Origin of the sequence: Mycobacterium numidiamassiliense (genome assembly GCF_900157365.1) — a bacterium.
GTDB classification, from domain to species: Bacteria; Actinomycetota; Actinomycetes; order Mycobacteriales; family Mycobacteriaceae; genus Mycobacterium; species Mycobacterium numidiamassiliense.
In genome coordinates, this window is sequence record NZ_FUEZ01000004.1 from 1,934,210 (window position 1) to 1,954,616 (window position 20,407).

The following is a 20,407-nucleotide window of genomic DNA, read 5'->3' on the forward strand; positions in this document are numbered from 1 at the left end:
TCGCGCACGGATCCAGTCGATTAGGGCTACTAATGAGTAGTCAGTACCCTGGGCGCGTGTCCGAAATCGTGCAGTCGCAGATTGTCATCGGAGACGACGAGATCTTCGACGCTCACGTCGGCGGCAAACTCTCGGTAGAGCTGAGGGCCCCGCTGGACACCCAGCGCGCACTGTCGATCGCCTACACCCCGGGCGTCGCGCAGGTCAGCCGCGCGATCGCCGCCGACCACACCCTGGCCGCCCGCTACACCTGGGCGCATCGCCTGGTGGCCGTCGTCAGCGACGGCAGCGCGGTACTCGGCCTCGGCGACATCGGGCCGGCGGCGGCGCTACCGGTGATGGAGGGCAAGAGCGCGCTGTTCAAGGAGTTCGCCGGGCTGGACGCGATCCCGATCGTGCTGGACACCAAGGATCCCGACGAGATCGTGGACACCCTGGTGCGGCTGCGGCCGACCTTTGGTGCGGTCAACCTCGAGGACATCTCGGCTCCGCGCTGCTTTGAGATCGAACGACGGGCCATCGAGGCGCTGGACTGTCCGGTCATGCACGACGATCAGCACGGCACCGCGATCGTGGTCCTTTCGGCTCTGATGGGCGCTTCCACGTTGCTCGGCCGAGACATGACAGCGCTGCGCGTGGTGGTCTCCGGTGCCGGCGCTGCCGGCGTTGCGTGCTCGAAACTCCTTCTTGCCATGGGTGTTTCGGATATCACAGTGCTCGACTCGCGTGGCATTCTGCACACCGGTCGCGACGACATGAACGCCGTCAAGGCCGACCTGGCGCGCAGCTGCAATCCCCGCGGCCTCACCGGCGGCATGGTCGAAGCCCTCGATGGGGCCGACGTTTTCCTCGGGGTCTCCGCGGGTGTGGTCCCCGAGGAGCTGATCGCCACCATGGCGCCCGGGGGGATCGTGTTCGCGCTGTCCAACCCCGATCCGGAGATCCATCCCGACATCGCGGCCAAGCACGCCGCCGTCGTGGCCACCGGCCGCAGCGACTTCCCGAACCAGATCAACAACGTCCTGGCGTTCCCGGGGTTGTTCCGCGGCGCACTGGACGCCGGGGCGCGCCGGATCACGCAGCAGATGATGGTGGCCGCCGCGGAGGCGATCTTCTCCGTAGTCAGCGACGACCTGGCGCCCGAACGAATCGTCCCCAGCCCGCTGGACCTGCGCGTCAGCGAGGCGGTGGCCAAGGCGGTGGCTCAGGCTGCGGAAGCCTCGGACGCCTGAGACAGCTCGGGTGAAAGCCCGACGGCTGGCCGCGACGCTGCTCGCCGCCGCGCTCGCTGTGCTTGTCTGGGCCGGCTGCGCGGCTCATCCCGACAATCGCCACGACGTGGTCGTCGGATCCGGCCCCGACGCCGAGTCGACGTTGTTGGCCGGCGTCTATCTTGCGGCGCTGCGCTCATACGGTGTCGCCGCACACACCCAGGCGGCCGCGGATCCCATGGCGGAGCTGGACTCCGGCGCGTTCACCGTCGTCCCCGTCCTCACCGGCCAGATGTTGCAGACGCTGCGGCCCGGCGAGGCGCAGTCCGACGCGAAGTCCGACGCGCAGGTCTACCGCGCCATGGTGTCGGCGCTGCCCGAGGGTGTCGCCGCCGGCGATTACGCGACGGCCGGCGAAGACAAACCCGTGTTGCTGGTCACTGCGACCACCGCCACGGCGTGGGGCGGCAACGACCGCAACGCCGACCTTTCCCTGCTACCAAAGCACTGCGACGGGCTGGCCGTCGGGCTGGTCACCGGCCGCCGGGCACCCGCGGCGATCGGCAGTTGCCGGCTGCCGGCTCCGCGCGAATTCCCGGACGACGCAACGATGTTCGCCGCGCTACGGGCCGGACAGGTGACCGCGGCGTGGGCCACCACCGCCGATCCCTCGATCCCCGGCGACCTGGTGTCGCTGGCCGACGGCAAGCCCGCGTTGATTCAGGCCGAAAACGTGGTGCCCTTGTACCGACGCAATGCGCTGACGGATCGGCAATTGCTGGCGATCAACGAGGTCGCCGGCGTGCTGGACACCGCGGCCCTGGCCGACATGCGCCGTCAGGTGGCCGGCGGCGCCGATCCGCTGGCGGTGGCCGGCGCGTGGTTGGCCGAGCACCCGCTGGGGCGCTGAGCTTTACGTCGGGCGCGGCATCATGCGGCCCAAGGAGGCCCCGATGATCCGCTGGTATCCCGAGCCGGTCAGCCGCACCATCAGGTCCAAAATCTTGGCGTCCGGGCCGACCAGCACCCGGGCCCGGTTCTTGTGCACGCCGTCCAGGATGATGCGGGCGGCCTTTTGCGGGCTGGTCATGGCCAGCTTCTTGTCGAACATGTTGGCCAGCTGCTCGCGGTCGAGGCCTTCGGCGGCCCCGGCGTTGCGGGCGATCGCGGTCTTGATGCCGCCTGGGTGCACCGTGGTCACCCGCACCGGGTGGTGGGCCAGGATCATTTCCTGCCGCAGCGCCTCGGTGAAACCGCGGACGGCGAACTTCGCCGAGTTGTACGCCGCCTGACCCGGCACGGAGAACAACCCGAACACGCTGGAGATGTTGACGACGTGGCCGTCCCCGGAGGCGATCAGGTGCGGCAGGAAGGCCTTGGTGCCGTTGACGACGCCCCAGAAGTCGACGTCCATCACCCGTTCGATGTCCTTGAACTGGCTGACCTCGATGTCGCCGGTGAACGCGATGCCGGCGTTGTTGTAGATCTGGTTGACCTTGCCGAAATGCTCGTTGACCGCGTCGGCGTAGAGCAGAAACGCCTCGCGCTCGGTCACGTCGAGACGGTCGGTTTTGACCGGCACACCGATCGCCTTGAGCTGCTCCTCGGTGTGCGCCAGGCCTTCGGTATCGATGTCGCTGATGGCCAGGCTGGCACCCGAGCGGCCCAGCTCGACGGCGAGTGCCTGCCCGATACCCGAACCGGCTCCGGTCACCACGGCGACCTTGCCCGCGAATCCACGCATGAACACCCTCCCTAGTATCGGAAAACTGCTTCGAGGTTAACCGGTACCAGCGGTCCCCGATAATGCCGGGTGGGCCGTCAGCCGAACGCGGTGTCGATGATCTCCTGCTGCTCGACGGCGTGCACCTTCGACGACCCCGACGACGGGGCCGACATCGCCCGCCGCGAAATGCGCTTGATCCCGCTCAATTTATCCGGCAGCAGCTCGGGCAGGGTCAAGCCCATCGACGGCCACGCACCCTGGTTGGCCGGCTCCTCCTGGACCCAGAAGAACTGCGTGGCGTTCTCGTAGCTGTCCAGCGTGTCGTCGAGACGGTGTTTCGGCAGCGGCGCGAGCTGTTCGATCCGCACGATCGCCACGTCGTCGCGGTTGTCCTTGGCCTTGCGCGCTGCCAGCTCGTAGTAGATCTTGCCGCTGGTCAGCAGGATCCTGCTGACCTTGCTGCGATCGCCGATGCCGTCTTCGTAGGTGGGTTCTTCCAGCACCGAGCGGAACTTGTTCTCGGTGAAGTCCCTGATATCACTGACGGCCGCCTTGTTGCGCAACATCGACTTCGGCGTGAAGACGATCAGCGGGCGCTGGACGCCGTCCAGCGCGTGCCGGCGCAACAGGTGGAAGTAGTTCGACGGGGTCGACGGCACCGCGATGGTCATCGAACCCTCGGCCCACAGCTGCAGGAACCGCTCGATGCGGCCTGAGGTGTGGTCGGGGCCCTGGCCCTCGTGGCCGTGCGGTAGGAGCAGCACCACGTTGGACAGCTGTCCCCATTTGGCCTCACCGGAGCTGATGAACTCGTCGATGATCGACTGCGCGCCGTTGACGAAGTCGCCGAACTGCCCCTCCCACAACACCAGAGCGTCCGGGTTGCCGACGGTATAGCCATACTCGAAGCCGACGGTGGCGTACTCCGACAGCGGCGAGTCGTAGACCAGGAATTTGCCGCCGGTCGGGGTGCCGTCGGGGTTGGTGGCCAGCAGCTGTAGCGGCGTGAACTCCTCGCAGGTGTGTCGGTCGATGATCACCGAGTGCCGCTGGGAGAAGGTGCCGCGCCGGGTGTCTTGTCCCGACAGCCGCACCAGCTTGCCCTCGGCCACCAGGGTGCCCAGCGCGAGCAGTTCGCCGAAGGCCCAGTCGATCTTGCCTTCGTAGGCCATCTCCCGGCGCTTTTCCAGCACGGGTAGCACCCGCGGGTGTACGGAGAATCCCTCCGGCACCGCCACGAAGGCGTCGCCGATGCGGGCCAGTAACGCTTTGTCCACCGCGGTGGACAACCCCGCGGGGACCGGCTGCAGGGATTCGACGGATTCGCTGGGCAGCGCGCCGTGCTTCTCCAGGTCGCGGACCTCGTTGAAGACTCGCTCCAATTGGCCCTGGTAGTCGCGCAGTGCGGCCTCGGCCTCCTTCAGCGAGATGTCGCCGCGACCGATCAAGGCTTCGGTGTAGCTCTTGCGGGCGCCACGCTTGGTGTCGACCACGTCGTACATGTAGGGGTTCGTCATGGACGGGTCATCGCCCTCGTTGTGCCCACGCCGGCGGTAGCACAGCATGTCGATGATGACGTCCTTCTTGAACTTCTGCCGGAAGTCCACGGCCAGCCGCGCCACCCAGACGCAGGCTTCCGGGTCGTCGCCGTTGACGTGGAAGATCGGGGCTCCGATCATCTTGGCGACGTCGGTGCAGTACTCACTGGACCGGGAGAACTCGGGCGCGGTGGTGAAGCCGATCTGGTTGTTGACGATGACGTGGATGGTCCCGCCGACGCGATAACCGGGCAGCAGTGCCAGGTTCAACGTCTCGGCGACCACACCCTGGCCCGCGAACGCGGCATCCCCGTGCAGCATCAGCGGCACCACCGAGAAGCCCTCCGGGCTGTCACCCTTGTCCAGCAGGTCCTCTTTGGCACGCACCAACCCCTCGAGCACCGGGTCGACGGCCTCCAGGTGCGACGGGTTGGCCGTCAGCGATACCTGAATGTCGTTGTCGCCGAACATCTGTAGGTAGATGCCGGTGGCGCCGAGGTGGTACTTGACGTCGCCGGAGCCGTGCGCCTGCGACGGGTTCAGGTTGCCCTCGAACTCGGAAAAGATCTGCGAGTAAGGCTTGCCCACGATGTTGGCCAGCACGTTGAGCCGGCCGCGGTGCGGCATCGCGATGACGACCTCGTCCAGGCCGTGCTCGGCACACTGGTCAATGGCCGCGTCCATCAGCGGGATCTGGCTTTCCGCGCCCTCCAGCGAGAATCGCTTCTGCCCTACGTACTTGGTCTGCAGGAACGTTTCGAAGGCCTCGGCGGCGTTGAGCCTGGACAGGATATATTTCTGTTCGGCCACAGTCGGTTTGACGTGTTTGGTCTCGATCCGCTCCTGCAGCCATTGCTGTTGTTCGGGCTCGAGGATGTGGGTGTACTCGACGCCGATGTGACGGCAGTACGCGTCGCGAAGCAGACCCAGCACGTCGCGCAGTTTCTTATACTCGGCGCCCGCGAACCCGTTGACCTTGAACACCCGGTCCAGATCCCACAGGGTCAGGCCGTGATTGAGTATTTCGAGGTCGGGGTGGCTGCGAAACCTGCTTTGGTCCAACCGCAGCGGATCGATGTCGGCCATCAGATGGCCGCGGTTGCGGTAGGCCGCGATCAACTCCATGACGCGGGCGTTCTTGTCGACGATCGAGTCGGGGTTGTCGGTGCTCCAGCGAATCGGCAGATACGGAACGCCCATCTCGCGGAAGATCTCGTCCCAGAACCCGTCCGAGAGCAGCATCTCGTGGATGGTGCGCAGGAAGTCGCCGGATTCCGCGCCCTGGATGATGCGGTGGTCGTAGGTCGAGGTCAGGGTGATCAGCTTGCCGATGCCCAGTTCGGCGATGCGTTCCGCGCTGGCGCCCTGGAACTCAGCGGGGTATTCCATGGCGCCGACGCCGATGATCGCGCCCTGGCCGGCCATCAGTCGGGGCACCGAGTGCACGGTGCCGATGGTGCCGGGGTTCGTCAGCGAAATCGTGACTCCGGCAAAGTCTTCGGCGGTGAGCTTGCCGTCGCGGGCATGACGAACGATGTCTTCGTAGGCCGAGACGAATTCGGCGAACCGCATCGCCTCGCAGCCCTTGATGCCCGCTACCACCAGGGAGCGTTTGCCGTCCTTGCCCTGCAGGTCGATGGCCAAGCCGAGGTTGGTGTGCGCCGGGGTGACCGCGGTGGGCCTGCCGTCGACCTCGGCGTAGTGCCGGTTCATGTTCGGGAATTTCTTGACGGCCTGCACCGCCGCGTAACCCAGCAGGTGGGTGAACGAGATCTTGCCGCCGCGGTTGCGTTTGAGCTGGTTGTTGACGACGGTCCGGTTGTCGATGAGCAGCTTGGCCGGAACGGCCCGGACGCTGGTCGCCGTCGGCACGTCGAGCGATGCGGACATGTTCTTGACGACAACCGCGGCGGCACCGCGCAGGACCTGCAGTTCGTCGCCTTCGACCGGCTGCGGGGTCGGGGCTTTGGCGGGCGGCGGCGCGGCGGCGCCCGGGCTTGGGTTCGGCGGGCGCCGCGGCGGCCGGCCCGTTAGCGGTGTCCTGCGGCGATGAGGCCGGCTCGGGGCTGTAGTCGGCCAGGAACTCGTGCCAGCTGGGATCCACCGACGAAGGGTCGTCGCGGAACTTGCGGTACATCTCCTCGACCAGCCATTCGTTTTGCCCGAATGGTGAACTTACGTTGCTCACGGCCGCTGTTCGCCTCAATTCCTTTGTTCTGCCGGCGCTTCGCCTCACGCCTGCGCCATCTCGCACCCCGGTCGACGGAGTACCTCACACCCGTGGCGGCTGGAAAACTTTTTCCGCCCCACAAAGGCTATCGCTTCGGCGGTAATTCGCCAGAGAGACGGAGGCCGGCGACGGGCGCTAGCCGACTCCGTGGACGGTCGGCAACACGCGCAGGGTGCTTGGCCAGCGGGCCGGCGGGGCGCCGAAAGCGTCACGGGCGTTGCGGACGATCTTTTTGCCCACGATGCGATTACCCGCGCCGCCCACCGCGGCGCCGATGCCGACCGGCAGCATCTTGCCGAACATGAGCGCGCCACGTCGCACCGCCCACCGCTTGACGAAGTACTTGAGCATCCGGGTGTTCAGTCGCCCCAGCGTCGAGAGTGGCAACGAGGCCATTCCCTCGGCCAGCCACCCGCCGTTGGTGCGTGCGGGACCGATCAACTCGCCGATGGCGCGCTTGCTGTCGTCGCCCACCAGGACGGACAACACCAGGGCGCGGCGCCGTTCCCGGTGGTCGGCGGGGATCCCGTGCACCACGGCGTTGGCCAGCACGAATACGGCGGTCGCCTCCATGAAGAACACGGTCTCGCCGGCGCCCGCGGACATCGCTGCCAACGTCCCCACCCCGGGGAACGTCGCCGCGGAACCCACCGCGGCCCCGCTGGCCGTCAGAGCGGCCAGATAACGACGTTCCAGCTTCTCGACGATCTCGGCGGGGGTGGCGCCCGGATCCGTCCGTCGCAGCCGCGCCACGTAGGCCGCCGCGGCCGGGGCCTGAACCCGGGTACTGCGCTCGATGACCTGCGCCAATGCGCGGGCGGATGCTTTAGGCGTGCCCTGCGCGGCGTCCTGCTGCCGATCGGCTGCGGCGCTTCGCTCGGTGCGTCGAGAGCTCATAGTGCCCCTCCTGTGACTGCGTGCCTTCCAGGCTAGCCCGCGTTTGCTCAACCCGAGCCGAGCCGCAGCGTTTCCTGGTATTCGGTCCGCGGCTGCGGCGCTGGCTGCCCGACCCGGGATAATGCAGGCTGGACAGCATCGCCGGGAGCCGAAACGAGGTGGGGGGACATGACCACGCCGTCCTCGCGCTCGGCGAATCCGTGGAATGCGCTGTGGGCGATGATGATCGGCTTCTTCATGATCATGGTCGACGCGACCATCGTCGCCATCGCCAACCCGACCATTATGGCCGACTTGCACATCGGCTACAGCTCGGTGATCTGGGTGACCAGCGCCTACCTGCTGGGATACGCGGTGGTGCTGCTGGTGGCCGGCCGGCTCGGTGACCGGTTCGGCCCCAAGAATCTCTACCTGATCGGTCTGGTGGTGTTCACCGTTGCTTCGGTCTGGTGTGGGCTGTCCGGCAGCGCCGCCCTGCTGATCACCGCGCGAGTCGTGCAGGGTGTCGGCGCCGGGTTGCTGACGCCGCAGACCCTGTCCACCATCACCCGGATTTTCCCGGCCCAGCGGCGCGGTGTCGCGGTGAGCGTGTGGGGTGCGACCGCAGGGGTGGCCAGCCTGGTCGGGCCGTTGGCGGGCGGAGTGCTGGTGGACGGGCTGGGTTGGCAGTGGATCTTCTTCGTCAACGTCCCCGTCGGCATCGCCGGGCTGGCTCTGGCGGTGTGGCTCATCCCGGATCTGCCGACCCAGGCGCACCGTTTCGACGTGGTCGGCGTCGTGTTGTCCGGTGTGGGTATGTTTTTGATCGTCTTCGGCCTGCAACAGGGCCAAACGGAACACTGGCAGCCCTGGATCTGGGCGCTGATCGTCGCCGGGATCGGGCTGATGACGGCGTTCGTCTACTGGCAGTCGCTCAACACCCGGGAGCCGCTGATTCCGCTGGAGATTTTCCGTGACCGGGACTTCAGCCTGTGCAACGTCGGTGTGGCCATCATCTCGTTCGCGACGACGGCGATGATGCTGCCGCTGATCTTCTATACGCAGGCCGTGTGCGGGCTGACGCCGACGCGCTCGGCGCTGCTGATCGCACCGATGGCCATCGCCAGCGGGGTGTTCGCACCGTTCGTCGGCAGGATCGTCGATCGATACCACCCGCGCCCGGTGCTGGGCTTCGGCTTCTCGGTGCTCGCGATCGCCTTGACCTGGCTCTCGTTTGAGATGGCCCCGCAGACACCGATCTGGCGGTTGGTGTTGCCGTTCACCGCGGTAGGTGTCGGCATGGCGTTCGTCTGGTCGCCGCTGACGGCTACCGCGACCCGCAACCTGCCACCGCACCTGGCCGGCGCGAGCTCCGCGGTGTACAACTCGGTGCGCCAGCTGGGCGCGGTGCTCGGCAGTGCCGGCATGGCCGCGTTCATGACCTGGCGGATCGGTGCCGAGGTGCCGGAAGCGTCCGCCGCGGCGGACGGCGGGGTCGGGTTGCGGCTACCCGTCTTCGTGCGCGAGCCGTTCTCGGCCGCGATGTCGCAATCGGTGCTGCTGCCGGCGTTCATCGCGCTGTTCGGCATCATTGCCGCCCTGTTCTTGGTTGGCTTCGCGCCGTCGCCGGCGGGCCGCGCAAGCAAGAGCGCGAAGTCCGATAAGCACCACGACGGGGTGGTCGACGGCTATGACGACGACGACTACGTGGAGTTCATTCTTCGTCGCGAGCCGGACGACGAGATCAACCTCACGCGCAACGACTTTCAAGCCGACGGCGGCAAGCGGGTGCGCCGGCGTTCGCCCCGCGCGTAGCCGTCGTCACCGGGTCGACGTCAGCGCCAGGAAGGCGCCGAGCTCGGTCAGGCCCACGGGCGTGGTGGGTAGATACTCGGTCAACAACTCCGAGCGGACGATCACCGCCGCATACTGCGCCCGGCTGACGGCGACGTTCAGCCGATTCCTGTTGAGCAGGAACGAGATTCCGCGGGGCACTTCGTCGACCGACGATGCCGTCATCGAGATGAAGACCACCGGCGCCTGGGCGCCCTGGAACTTGTCGACGGTGCCCACCCGGACCTCGCCCAGGCCGGCCGACGTCAACCGTTGACGCACCAGCGCCACCTGCGCGTTGTAGGGGGCCAGCACCAAGACATCGCGGGCGGTCAGCGGCCGGGCGCCGTGCTCGTCGGTCCACGACATGCCGACCAGCTGCGCGATCTGGGCGGTGATCGCGTCCGCCTCCTCCGGGCTATCAATCGAGTTACCCTGGTGGCTAACGGTATTCACGTGCACCCCCGGCTGATACCCGTCGAGGCGACGCGCGGCGGTGCGCTCGGTGACCGAATGCAGCCGGCCCTCGTAGGACAACGTCGAAACCGCCGCGCAGACCGCCGGGTGCATCCGGTAGGAGCGGTCCAGGAAGTAGCCACGCTCATCTGGCAGCGTGCGCTGGCCGTCGACCAGCCAGTCCAGCGCGGACGTGTCGACCGGTTCCGGATGGGTGCCCTGACTGACCTGCGGCAGCTGCTGCGGATCCCCCAGCAGCAGCAGGTTCACCGCAGCGGGTGCCACGGCGATGGTGTTGGCCAGACAGAACTGGCCCGCCTCGTCGATCACCAGCAGATCGAGGCTGCCCGGCCGCACGCGATTGGCGTTGGCGAAATCCCAGGCGGTGCCGCCGATCACGCACCCCGGCGTATCGGCGATGAACGCCGCGTAGTCGCCGCCGTCGATCTCGCGCCACCGTGGCGCCTGGTGGTCGTAGTGCTTCTTGGCGACCCGGCCCGCATCCAGCCCGGCGTCGATCACCGCGCCCAGCAGGTTTTCCACCGTCGCATGCGACTGTGCCACCACGCCGATTCGCCAGCCGTGCTCGGTGGCCAGGCGGGTGATCACCGCGGCCGCGGTATACGTCTTGCCGGTCCCCGGCGGTCCATGCACCGCGAGGTATGACGCGTCGAGATCGAGTGTCGCTGCGGTGATGTCGGAGACGCTATCGCCATTGCGGGGCAGTCCAGCGCCGCTGCGGGTTCTCGGTGTGCGGCGCAGCAGGACGTCGGTCATCGCCGTGTGCGGCAGCTCGGGCAACGCGGTGGCCAGCGCGGTCGCGGTGGATTCGATCGAATCCCGCAGCGCTGCGGTGGAAACGGGTGGGCCGGGCGTCAGCGCGAACGGCAGCTGGTGAAACGGGTTGCCATCACTGCCCATTCGTTCGACGATCACCACCTCGGTGGGCACCGCGAGGTCGTCGACCTCGACGACCTCGGCCCGTCCGACCGCTCGACGGTCGGGATTGTCGGTCATACTCGGCGGAGCTGGCGGTTCGTAGAGCGCGAACATATTCTTCGTCAGCTCACCGCGTGCCAGCTCGCCGCGAAGCTGCACCCGCCGCTGCGGCTTTCGCGCACGCGGGGGCGTATGCCAATCCGCCACCAGTGCCGCGTCGGCGGCGACGAACACGTCGGTATTGTCCGCCCACTCCTCGACGGGAAAGTTCAGCCGGTCGAAATGCGCCCACCAGAACGGTTTGTCCTCGCGCCGGTGGTAGCCGCGCGCGGCGGCGACCAGTGCGACCGCCGTCTGCTCCGCTGTGCGGTCGCCGACGGCGACATCGCCGGTGTGCGCCGCCAGTTTGGCCGCCAGCCCGTCGTGGTCTTCGACGCCTATGCCACCGGAAACCGGTTGGGCCCCAATCGGTGTGACGCCAGACTCCCAGGCGCGCACCAGCAACCAGTTGCGGAGTTCCTGCGTCGACCGGCAGTCGTAGTTGTTGTAGTCCTCGATCTCCTTGAGCAGGGTCGCGGCCTCGTCAACGCGGCCGGCGGCCTGCAGTTCGCAGTACTTGGCATAGGAGGTGATCGAATCGGTGGCCGTGGTGACCTCACCGGCGCGCAGCTGCGTGCCCATATACAGCGGCTCCAGCGCCTTCAGGCTGAACGACTCGGCACCGACCCGAATGCTCTTGCGCACCAAGGGGTATAAGTCGACGAGCGTGCCGCTGCGCAGCAGCTCGTCGACGGCGTCCTCGCCGACTCCGTACCGGCCGGCAAGCCGCAGCAATGCGGTCTTCTCGTACGGGGCGTAGTGGTAGATATGCATGTTGGGCCGACGCTTGCGGCGCTTGGCCACCATCGCCAGGAAGTCGGTCAGTGCCTTGCGCTCGTCCACCCGGCTGTGCGCCCACAGCGGCCGAAACTTGCCGGTCGGTCCGGCTTCGAGGACACCGAACAGGTATTCCAGACCCCAGTCGTGACCGTCGGCCGTCCACAGCGGATCGCCTTCGAAATCGAAGAACAGGTCGCCGGGGTCGGGGTCGGGCAATAGCGCCAGTGGCTGCGGATTCGCGATCTCGAACTGCGGGTTTCCGGTATCACGTTGCAGTACTTGCAGTTTGGCCTGGGCGGTCATCTTGCCCAGCGCGCTGGGCGCCAGATCCGGCACCGGTCCGCCATGCGCGGCCAAACCGGTCACCGTCGTGATTCCGGCGTCAATCAGCTTGTCTCGCTGACTTACTCGCATGCCGGCAACGAGCAGCAGGTCGTCTGTGGCGCGTACCTGCTCGGTGCATAACGGGCAGCGGAAGCACGCGCGGATGCCGTCGTCTTCCCAGCGCACCGCGGTGCCCCCGGCGTAGTGCTCATCCAAGAGCCGCTGCAGGAGCACCCGCTGCGACGCGAAGACCGGGATCAGGTCGGCGACCCGATACGTCATGACCGAGCCGTCGCCCAGCCTGAGCTCGGCCTCGGGCGCCACCGCGACGCCGACTCTGGTCAGCGCGTCGGCGTAGGCCGCTAGTTGCAGCAACGCGGTGACCTTGGGGGAGCGGGCCAGCTTGGTGTCGACGAGACGGTAGTGCTCGCCGTCGCGGACCAGGAAGTCGGCGAACCCGACGAAGCGGCCGTCGAACATGGCGGCCTGATACACCACCGGTGCGTCGTGCAAGATGGCGCGCTGGGTCGCCTCGGCGGCCGCGGTCAGCCCGGCGATGGTGTAGTGCGGACGGCCGATGATCGCGACCGCACCACCGAATTCGCCGCGGAGCCGCTCGAGTTCGCGTCGCTCATGCTCGTCACCCAGAGTGGCCGTGCGCGCGAGCAGTTCGTCTTCCACCGTGACGGCGGGCCCCCGGCCCAGCTTGGCGTCGAACTCACGCAGCAGGGCGTACTCGCATCGCGCGGCGGCGGCCAGATCCGACGCGCTGTAGATGATGCTGTCGCCGGTGACGAACACAGCAGCAACTGTAGGTGAGGCCACCGACGTCGCGGCGTTTCGGCTTGTGCGTGCCGGCTCAGTGGCCCGGGTTGCCGATGAGCTCCACGCCGTTGCCGTTCCAGTGGAAGCGCACGTCGGTGTTCAATCCGTTGAGGCCGCCAGGGAAGGTCAACGCCACGGTGTCGCCGGTGGTTTGTGTGGCGTCGATGCCGTTGAAGCCGTAGGTGTCGGGCACGCCCTGCGGAATGAACTGCCCGAGATGAAACAGCACGGCCCGGGTGGTCGGATTGACGGCGTTGGTGTTCGCTTTGATGATCACCGCCGACAGCTGGGCGCACTGGTTGTAGTTACCGGCCAGCGGCTCGGCGTTCCATGGCTGCTGGCTGCGCGGGTCGCGGGGCAGGTCGGAGACCACCTTGGCGATCGTCGGCGAGGCGAGGTCGATCGCGCACGGGTCGGTCGGCGTGCTGGGTGCGGCAACCGCGCCCGAGGACGCGCCCGGCGTGGCGGGAGCGGTGATCGACGGGGTGGCGGTCGCCGACTGCGGCGTCTTGGTGACGGTGGAATCCCCCGAGCCGCAGCCGCTCAGCGTCGCCGCGATCAGTACGGCAGCGGTCAGTGGCTCGGCGCGACGAGGTAGCAACCACACATCGGGCAACCGTACCGGTATCCCCGGACGCTACGGTGGGGACCCGCGGCGCCCAGCTGTGCTGGGCTAGCGATCACGCTGGGCTCGACGGTGGTGACCCGCGGCGCCCAGCTGTGCTGGGCTAGCGATCACCACTAAACTCCGAGGAACCATGACCCTTCCGGACAGCTCGCCCGCGGCTGCTTCTACGACATTCGCCGAGCTGCAGATTCCTGCCCCCGTCATGCGGGCGATCGCCGACGTCGGCTACGAGTCGCCGACGGCGATTCAGGCGGCGACGATTCCGGCGCTGATGGCCGGTTCCGACGTGGTGGGACTGGCGCAGACCGGAACCGGAAAGACGGCGGCGTTCGCCATCCCCATCCTGTCCAAAATCGACGTCACCAATAAGGCGACGCAGGCCCTGGTGCTGGCGCCCACCCGCGAGCTGGCCTTGCAGGTCGCCGAGGCGTTCAGTCGCTACGGCGCCCATCTGCCCCAGATCAACGTGCTGCCGATCTACGGCGGCGCGTCCTACACCGTCCAACTTGCCGGCCTGAGGCGCGGCGCCCAGGTCGTCGTCGGCACCCCGGGCCGGGTCATCGACCACCTGGAACGCGGCACCCTGGACCTCTCGCACGTGGACTACCTGGTGCTCGACGAGGCCGACGAGATGCTGACCATGGGGTTCGCCGAAGAGGTCGACCGCATCCTGTCCGAAACCCCGGAATTCAAACAGGTGGCCCTGTTTTCGGCGACCATGCCGCCGGCGATCCGCAAGATCACCACCAAGTACCTGCACGATCCGCTGGAAGTCACGACTAAGTCGAAAACCACCACCGCGGAAAACATTTCGCAGCGCTACATTCAGGTGGCCGGTCCGCGCAAGATGGATGCGCTGACCCGCGTCCTCGAAGTGGAGCCGTTCGAGGCGATGATCGTCTTCGTGCGCACCAAGCAGGCGACCGAGGAGGTTGCCGAAAAGCTGAGGGCCCGAGGGTTTTCCGCGGCCGCCATCAACGGCGACATCGCGCAGGCTCAGCGCGAGCGGACCATCGCCGCACTCAAGGATGGACGAATCGACATCCTGGTCGCCACCGATGTGGCAGCCAGGGGACTCGACGTAGAGCGGATATCGCATGTGCTCAACTACGACATCCCGCACGACACCGAGTCCTACGTGCATCGCATCGGACGCACCGGCCGGGCCGGGCGTTCGGGAAACGCGCTGCTGTTCGTCTCCCCGCGAGAACGCCACATGCTCAAGGCGATCGAAAAGGCGACCCGGCAGACGTTGACCGAGGTCGAACTGCCCAGCGTCGAGGACGTCAACGCCCAACGGGTAGCGAAATTCGCCGACTCCATCACCGACACGCTCGGCGGTTCAGGACTGGAGCTGTTCCGCAGGCTGGTGGAGGACTACGAGCGCGAGCACGACGTCCCGATGGCTGACATCGCCGCGGCGCTGGCCTTGCAGTCCCGCGATGGCGAGGCGTTCCTGCTGTCTCCCGAACCGCCGCCGCAGCGGCGCGAGCGCAACGAGCGCAACGCCGAACGCCGGGACCGCCCTGACAAGTCAAGGCCAACAAAAGATTTCGCCACCTACCGGATCGCGGTCGGCAAGCGTCACAAGGTCGGGCCCGGCGCGATCGTCGGCGCTATCGCCAACGAGGGGGGGCTACATCGCAGCGATTTCGGCCACATCTCCATCGGACCGGACTTCTCGCTGGTGGAGCTGCCGGAAAAACTGCACCCGACGACGCTGAAAAAGCTTGAGCGAACCCGTATCTCGGGTATATTGATCGACCTCCGCCCGGAGCGCTCGGCCGGCAAGTCCTCCGAGAATGCCCGTCGCGGGCCTGGATCGGGGGGCGGCAAACCGCGCAGGAAACACGCCGAATGACGTTGTCCGAGGAAAGGGACGCCCAGGGCGGACTCGAACAGGTCGCCGGCGTGGACCGGGTCGCGTCGCTCACCGGTATCCGGGCGGTGGCCGCAATCCTGGTCGTCGGCACGCACGCGGCCTACACCACCGGCAAGTACACCCACGGCTATTGGGGCCTGGTCGGGGCCAGGATGGAGATCGGGGTGCCGATCTTTTTCGTGCTGTCGGGTTTCTTGCTGTTCCGTCCGTGGGTGAAGGCGGTTGTCATCGACCGTCCGTCACCGTCGGTGAGTCGCTATGCGCGGCATCGGATTCGGCGCATCATGCCGGCCTACGTCGTCGTCGTGCTGTTCGCCTATGTGCTCTACCATTTCCGCGAAGCGGGACCCAATCCCGGACACAGCTGGTACGGGCTGTTCCGCAACCTGACGCTGACGCAGATCTACTGCGACGGCTATCTCGGCAAGTACCTGCACCAGGGGCTCACCCAAATGTGGAGCCTGGCGGTGGAGGCGTCCTTCTACGTCCTGTTGCCGTTTTTGGCGTACTTCCTGCTGGTGGTGATCTCTCGACGGCGCTGGCGGCCGCGGCTGGTGGTGGGCGCGCTGCTGACGTTGGCATTGATCAGCCCGACGTGGCTGGCCCTGGTGCACGTCGATCACTGGTTTCCCGATGGCGCCCGGCTGTGGCTGCCGACCTATCTGGCCTGGTTTCTCGGCGGCATGCTGCTGACGGTGCTACAGGCGATGGGCGTGCGCTGCTACGCGTTCGTGGCCATCCCGCTGGCGAGCATCAGCTATTTCATCGTCGCCACTCCCATCGGGGGTGCACCCACCACCTCGCCGGCGTCGGCGTGGGAAGCGGTGGTCAAGACGGTCTTCTACACCGTGATCGCCACGCTGGCGGTCGCGCCGTTGGCCCTTGGTGACCGGGGTCTGTACTCGCGGCTGCTGGCATCGCGACCGATGATATGGCTGGGCGAGATCTCCTACGAGATCTTCCTGATCCATCTGGTGACAATGGAATTCGCGATGGACTACGTGGTGCGGGCGCACGTCTACACGGGCTCGATGCTGTATTTGTTCGTCGCGACACTGGCGCTGACGATTCCCCCCGCCTGGCTGCTGCACCGTTTGACCAAGGTGCCCAGCTGACCTTCCCGCACGGGCCTGACCGCTCCTAGCCGCGGGCGCTGACCGGGGTGACGATCGGGACGACGAATTCCTCGATCATGGCCTTCTCGTCGGCGTCATCGTGTCCGGGGTACATCAGCAGTGACGTCAGCACCCGCACCATCCAACGCGCCCGACGTTCGACGACCGCAGGGTCCTCGGGCCCGAGGGAGTTGACGAATGCCGCCGCCAGGGCGGTAATCACCTCGGACTGGCCGGCGAGCTCACCACCGACCGGCGGGCGGGTGACGGCGAACCACGACGCCAGCGCCGGGCTGGCGCGCACCGTCCGCAGTGTCGCGGTGATGCCGGCGACCAGCCGTTCGCGCGGGTCGTCGATGCCATCGACCTGCTCGTTGATCACCCTGGCGATTCTGCGCGTCTCCCGGTGCACATAGGCGGTGCGCAGCGCCTCGCGATTCTCGAAGTACCGGTACAGCGTCGCACGGGAACAGCCTGCGGCCCTGGCTATTTCGTTCATGCCGATCGTCGCCTGATCCCGCTGTGTATACAGGTCCTCGGCAGCGTCGAGTATCCGGTCGGCGGCCACTTCGGTGCGGCTCGCGGCCAACCAATCTTTCCCTTTGGGGACGCCGGCCATCAGGACCTCACCGTGATCGGCACCGAGATGGGCCGCCGGACATAGCTGCCGCCCGCCCACTCGATGGCGGACTCGTCGACTTCGAAGTTCGGGCAACGCGCCAGCAGCTCGCTCAGCGCTACCCGCGTTTGCATCCGGGCCGCGGCCGCGCCCAGGCAGTGGTGTGCGCCGTGGCTGAAAGTCAGGATATTGCGCGGGCATCGGGCCGCGTCGAGTTCGTCGGCGTCCGGCCCGTATTGGCGTTCGTCGCGGTTGCCCGACCCGTACAGGAGCAGCACCCTGCGATCGGCCGGGATTGTGGTGTCGCCGATGGTGACATCGCGGGTGGTCGTGCGCGCCAGTCCTTGCACCGGCGAGGTGAGCCGGAGCAGTTCCTCGACGGCATCGCCGATGCGGTCCGGATCTTCCACGAGCAGCCGACGTTGGTCGGGGCGCTGGTGCAGCAACGGCATTGAGCCACCGAGCATTCCGGTGACGGTGTCGTTGCCGCCGGTGACCATGGTGAAGGTGAACGCCAGGATCGACAACGTCCCGGCGACATCGCCGTCGGCTCCGACCCCGGCGGCGACGAGGTGAGAGATGGTGTCGTCCTCGGGCTCGGTGCGGCGCCGCTCGATCAGACCGGTGAAGTAGGCCATCATGGACCCGACGGCATCGCCGACGGTTTCCAGTGCGCCGGTGACGCCGCCTTCGATGGTATTGGCCGCAACAATGGCCTGGGTCCAGCCGTCGAATTGGGCCCAATCCTCTTCGGGCACACCAAGATAGTGAGCGACCACCATCGACGGCAGTGGTTTGAACAGCTCGGTGACGATGTCGCCGCCGCCGTCGGCGCGCAGCTTCTCGAGGCGTTCGGCGATGAATTCGCGGACCTTGGGCTCCACCGCTTCGACCTGGCGTGGGGTGAATCCGCGTGACACCAGCTTGCGAAATTCGGTGTGGACCGGCGGATCCTGCATCACGAATGGCGGATTATCCTGCAGCCCAATGAGTTCCAGGTCGTTATAGTTGACTGTCAAGCCCTGCGCCGAGGAGAACGTCTCGTGGTCGCGGGCGGCCGACCAGACGTCGGCGTGGCGGGACAGCACGTAGTAGTCGTGCTCAGGATGTTTCGGCGGCACGACGTGGTGTACCGGGTCGTGATCGCGCAGCGCGCGGTACATCGGCCACGGGTTCGGCCAGGTCTCCGCGGTGGCGAGCTGAAACACGACCGGAGAGCTTTGAGACAAACCTACCGACATGTCTTATTCGTACGACATTGCACGCGATATGTCAACCACGGCAAGCGTGCGCTCACGGATTAGGTCGGCGATTGTAGGTTCTCATCCAACATGGCGGAATTCTCATCTTCGTGACGTCGAAATGGCGGATCCGCCATGAAGATGAGAATCTGGTTAGTGTCTCTAAGCGTTAGCGTCACGTTGTTGGTACCCATCCGCTTTCGTCCGTAGGTTGTTGGACTCGCGAAGTACGTTGTACACCAACGATATTGGTGATGCCGTCAAGCGCAAACAACATAGCGACACACGTCACGACGGCGTAGCGCATGGATATCAGCGGTTATCCATTATTGAAGTACGCTGTTTTCATCAGACGAATCACAGATGCCGGGCCGGCATCGATCTGAGCCAGCACAGCGGGGACCGTCCTGATGCCCGCTGTGCGATCCCCGCCGGAGTGCTCAGGCGCGAATAAGTCACTTCTGAAGTGGGTTCCTCTGAAGCGCCAACTCGGACGGAACAGGCCCGGCAGAGAGGGGCCGGTTGGTGATGGTGATGGCGCTGATGACGGCGCCGATGAAGAACAACCGCGGATCGGGGGTTGCCTTGACTGGTTTCGCAGCCCCGTCACGGCACGCAACCCAGGGTATCGGTTCTTTATTGCAGTTACATCGCCAAATACGTTGGCGCACAGGTCAGTGACCCAGGACGGCGTACATGCCGACGCAGCAGGGAAACACCGATGCAGACATCATCCCGCAGCGACGGAGGGGGTAAGTCTCACGTTCATCCGCACCGGCCCGCGCAGCGTGCTGTTGGCCGACCACTGCGTTTCACCGATGACCTCGATCCGGCGCACTCGGGTCCCGAGCTCGCGCAGTACCGCCCGGGCTTCCATTCGTGTGAGCTGTGCGCCCAGGCATAGGTGTGCGCCGAATCCGAAGGCGAGGTGTTCGGTCGGGTTTCTATCCACGCGGAATTCGTCGGGTTCGTCGAACACCTGCGGGTCACGATTGGCCGCACCGAGGGACAGCAGCACCCGGGCACCGGCCGGAATGGTTACGGGACCGACCGGGTAGTCGGTGCGCGCCGTGCGGTAGAGCCCTTGCACTGGTGATGAGAAGCGCAATTGTTCCTCGACCACTTTCGGGATCAGGGAGTGGTCGGCACGGAGTGCGTCGAACTTTTCCGGATGCTCAGCGAAGACGTCGAACATGCCGCCCAGCAGGTTGGTCGTGGTTTCGTTGCCCGCGATCAGCAGCAGCATGGCGAAGAAGAATAGCTCGTCGTCGTTGATTGAACCGCTGGCATTTTCACTGAGCAGCTTCCCAAGGACGGTGTCTGACCCTTTCAGACCGCCGATCGCGAACTGCTGGCGGAAATACCGGTAGATGTCGCGAATTCCGCCGATCGACGATTTGAGGCTCGTCATGCCGCGTCGACTCATGTCCACATCGGCTGCCCGCACGGCGGCCGCCGACCAGCGCCGGAAGTCGTCAATGTCGCCGTCGGGAATGCCCAGCATGTGTGCGATGAGCAGCATGGGCATCGGTATCGCCAAACGCTGCATCACGTCGCAGCCAGGGTTGTCCAGGACCTCACCGACCAGTTTGACAGCGAGGTCGTCGATCAGCGCCTGCCAGCTTTCCAGCGCCGCCTTGGTGAACGCAGGCAGCACGTGGCGGCGCATCTCATTGTGTCGTTTGCCGTCCATGGTCACCAGGAGTGGTCCTGCCATCCTTAATCGGGTGACTCCGTCGGAGCTGGACAACGTTTCGGCGGCACGGGCCCCCGCGCGGACATCAGGCAGCCGGCTCAAAATCCAGAGCCCCAGCTTGGGGTTGTACTGAACCCGCCCCCCGGCATGGAGCGTCCGGTACGCCTCATGTGGCTGCGCTAAATGTGCGGGGTCGATCGGGTCGTAGTCAGTGATCTCAGCTCCGGTCCAGAACCGGTACTGACGCCAACGGCCTCGAAAAGCTCTGGCTGTGTTGACGCGGGCGGCGTGACCGAGCGGCTGGGCCATCGTGCCGAGGAACCGTACGTCTTGGCTGAGGGTCATTCATCGGCTCCTTTGACGTGAATTCGTGGACGTGCCGCAGCTGC

The 20,407-nt window shown here is 66.4% G+C and carries 11 protein-coding genes and 2 pseudogenes; 5 read left to right on the top strand and 8 right to left on the bottom strand.

Annotation, left to right across the window (positions count from 1 at the left end):
• Positions 1 to 32: 32 nt before the first annotated feature.
• Both MNAB215_RS17845 and MNAB215_RS17850 read left to right on the top strand, forming a co-directional pair.
• Positions 33 to 1,232 (top strand): NAD(P)-dependent malic enzyme, encoded by a 1,200-nt coding sequence (locus tag MNAB215_RS17845; protein WP_077080009.1) that lies wholly within the window; start codon positions 33 to 35, stop codon positions 1,230 to 1,232.
• A 10-nt stretch (positions 1,233 to 1,242) separates the two neighbouring features.
• On the top strand, positions 1,243 to 2,121 hold the full coding sequence (locus MNAB215_RS17850; RefSeq protein ID WP_077080010.1) for a glycine betaine ABC transporter substrate-binding protein: 879 nt from the start codon (positions 1,243 to 1,245) through the stop codon (positions 2,119 to 2,121).
• 3 nt (positions 2,122 to 2,124) lie between these two features.
• Here MNAB215_RS17850 and MNAB215_RS17855 read toward each other — a convergent pair whose 3' ends face one another.
• The 3 genes and pseudogenes from MNAB215_RS17855 to MNAB215_RS17865 all read right to left on the bottom strand — a co-directional run bounded on the left by MNAB215_RS17855 (position 2,125) and on the right by MNAB215_RS17865 (position 7,602).
• Positions 2,125 to 2,955 carry an SDR family NAD(P)-dependent oxidoreductase gene (locus MNAB215_RS17855; protein ID WP_077082111.1) on the bottom strand — a complete coding sequence of 277 codons (831 nt, stop codon included), beginning with the start codon at positions 2,953 to 2,955 and terminating at the stop codon, positions 2,125 to 2,127.
• A 77-nt stretch (positions 2,956 to 3,032) separates the two neighbouring features.
• Positions 3,033 to 6,663 (bottom strand): annotated as a pseudogene (locus tag MNAB215_RS17860) (multifunctional oxoglutarate decarboxylase/oxoglutarate dehydrogenase thiamine pyrophosphate-binding subunit/dihydrolipoyllysine-residue succinyltransferase subunit).
• A 177-nt stretch (positions 6,664 to 6,840) separates the two neighbouring features.
• On the bottom strand, positions 6,841 to 7,602 hold the full coding sequence (locus tag MNAB215_RS17865; protein ID WP_174604597.1) for a hypothetical protein: 762 nt from the start codon (positions 7,600 to 7,602) through the stop codon (positions 6,841 to 6,843).
• 168 nt (positions 7,603 to 7,770) lie between these two features.
• Between MNAB215_RS17865 and MNAB215_RS17870 the strand changes: the two are divergent.
• Positions 7,771 to 9,199: pseudogene (locus MNAB215_RS17870) on the top strand (MFS transporter); the annotation flags it as partial.
• Between the two features lie 203 nt (positions 9,200 to 9,402).
• On the opposite strand, the gene MNAB215_RS17875 reads toward MNAB215_RS17870, so the two are convergent.
• Positions 9,403 to 12,813: a TM0106 family RecB-like putative nuclease gene (locus MNAB215_RS17875; RefSeq protein WP_077080011.1), complete on the bottom strand. Its 3,411-nt coding sequence runs from the start codon at positions 12,811 to 12,813 to the stop codon at positions 9,403 to 9,405.
• A 58-nt stretch (positions 12,814 to 12,871) separates the two neighbouring features.
• On the bottom strand, positions 12,872 to 13,453 hold the full coding sequence (locus tag MNAB215_RS17880; RefSeq protein ID WP_077080012.1) for an LppP/LprE family lipoprotein: 582 nt from the start codon (positions 13,451 to 13,453) through the stop codon (positions 12,872 to 12,874).
• Positions 13,454 to 13,595: 142 nt separating this feature from the next.
• On the opposite strand from MNAB215_RS17880, the gene MNAB215_RS17885 reads away from it, so the two are divergent.
• Positions 13,596 to 15,326, top strand: coding sequence for a DEAD/DEAH box helicase (locus MNAB215_RS17885; RefSeq protein WP_077080013.1), 1,731 nt, complete (start codon positions 13,596 to 13,598; stop codon positions 15,324 to 15,326).
• Positions 15,323 to 16,462, top strand: a complete 1,140-nt coding sequence (locus tag MNAB215_RS17890; protein ID WP_077080014.1) for an acyltransferase family protein — start codon at positions 15,323 to 15,325, stop codon at positions 16,460 to 16,462. Before MNAB215_RS17885 ends, MNAB215_RS17890 begins: the two co-directional genes overlap by 4 nt.
• Positions 16,463 to 16,487: 25 nt before the next feature.
• Here the strand turns inward: MNAB215_RS17890 and MNAB215_RS17895 are convergent, their stop codons facing one another.
• The 3 genes from MNAB215_RS17895 to MNAB215_RS17905 all read right to left on the bottom strand — a co-directional run bounded on the left by MNAB215_RS17895 (position 16,488) and on the right by MNAB215_RS17905 (position 20,363).
• On the bottom strand, positions 16,488 to 17,081 hold the full coding sequence (locus MNAB215_RS17895; RefSeq protein ID WP_077082113.1) for a TetR/AcrR family transcriptional regulator: 594 nt from the start codon (positions 17,079 to 17,081) through the stop codon (positions 16,488 to 16,490).
• Positions 17,081 to 18,322 (bottom strand): cytochrome P450, encoded by a 1,242-nt coding sequence (locus tag MNAB215_RS17900; RefSeq protein WP_077080015.1) that lies wholly within the window; start codon positions 18,320 to 18,322, stop codon positions 17,081 to 17,083. The genes MNAB215_RS17895 and MNAB215_RS17900 overlap by 1 nt, the downstream gene beginning before the upstream one ends.
• 730 nt (positions 18,323 to 19,052) lie before the next feature.
• Entirely contained in the window at positions 19,053 to 20,363 is a 1,311-nt protein-coding gene (locus tag MNAB215_RS17905) for a cytochrome P450 (RefSeq protein WP_077080016.1), read from the bottom strand.
• Positions 20,364 to 20,407 lie beyond the last annotated feature (44 nt).

Excerpts from the sequence above, each read along its gene's own strand:
- MNAB215_RS17885 (WP_077080013.1), top strand. The coding sequence starts at position 13,596 with ATGACCCTTCCGGACAGCTCGCCCGCGGCTGCTTCTACGACATTCGCC.
- MNAB215_RS17905 (WP_077080016.1), bottom strand. The coding sequence starts at position 20,363 with ATGACCCTCAGCCAAGACGTACGGTTCCTCGGCACGATGGCCCAGCCG.
- MNAB215_RS17855 (WP_077082111.1), bottom strand. The coding sequence starts at position 2,955 with ATGCGTGGATTCGCGGGCAAGGTCGCCGTGGTGACCGGAGCCGGTTCG.
- MNAB215_RS17895 (WP_077082113.1), bottom strand. The coding sequence starts at position 17,081 with ATGGCCGGCGTCCCCAAAGGGAAAGATTGGTTGGCCGCGAGCCGCACC.
- MNAB215_RS17890 (WP_077080014.1), top strand. The coding sequence starts at position 15,323 with ATGACGTTGTCCGAGGAAAGGGACGCCCAGGGCGGACTCGAACAGGTC.
- MNAB215_RS17900 (WP_077080015.1), bottom strand. The coding sequence starts at position 18,322 with ATGTCGGTAGGTTTGTCTCAAAGCTCTCCGGTCGTGTTTCAGCTCGCC.
- MNAB215_RS17845 (WP_077080009.1), top strand. The coding sequence starts at position 33 with ATGAGTAGTCAGTACCCTGGGCGCGTGTCCGAAATCGTGCAGTCGCAG.
- MNAB215_RS17865 (WP_174604597.1), bottom strand. The coding sequence starts at position 7,602 with ATGAGCTCTCGACGCACCGAGCGAAGCGCCGCAGCCGATCGGCAGCAG.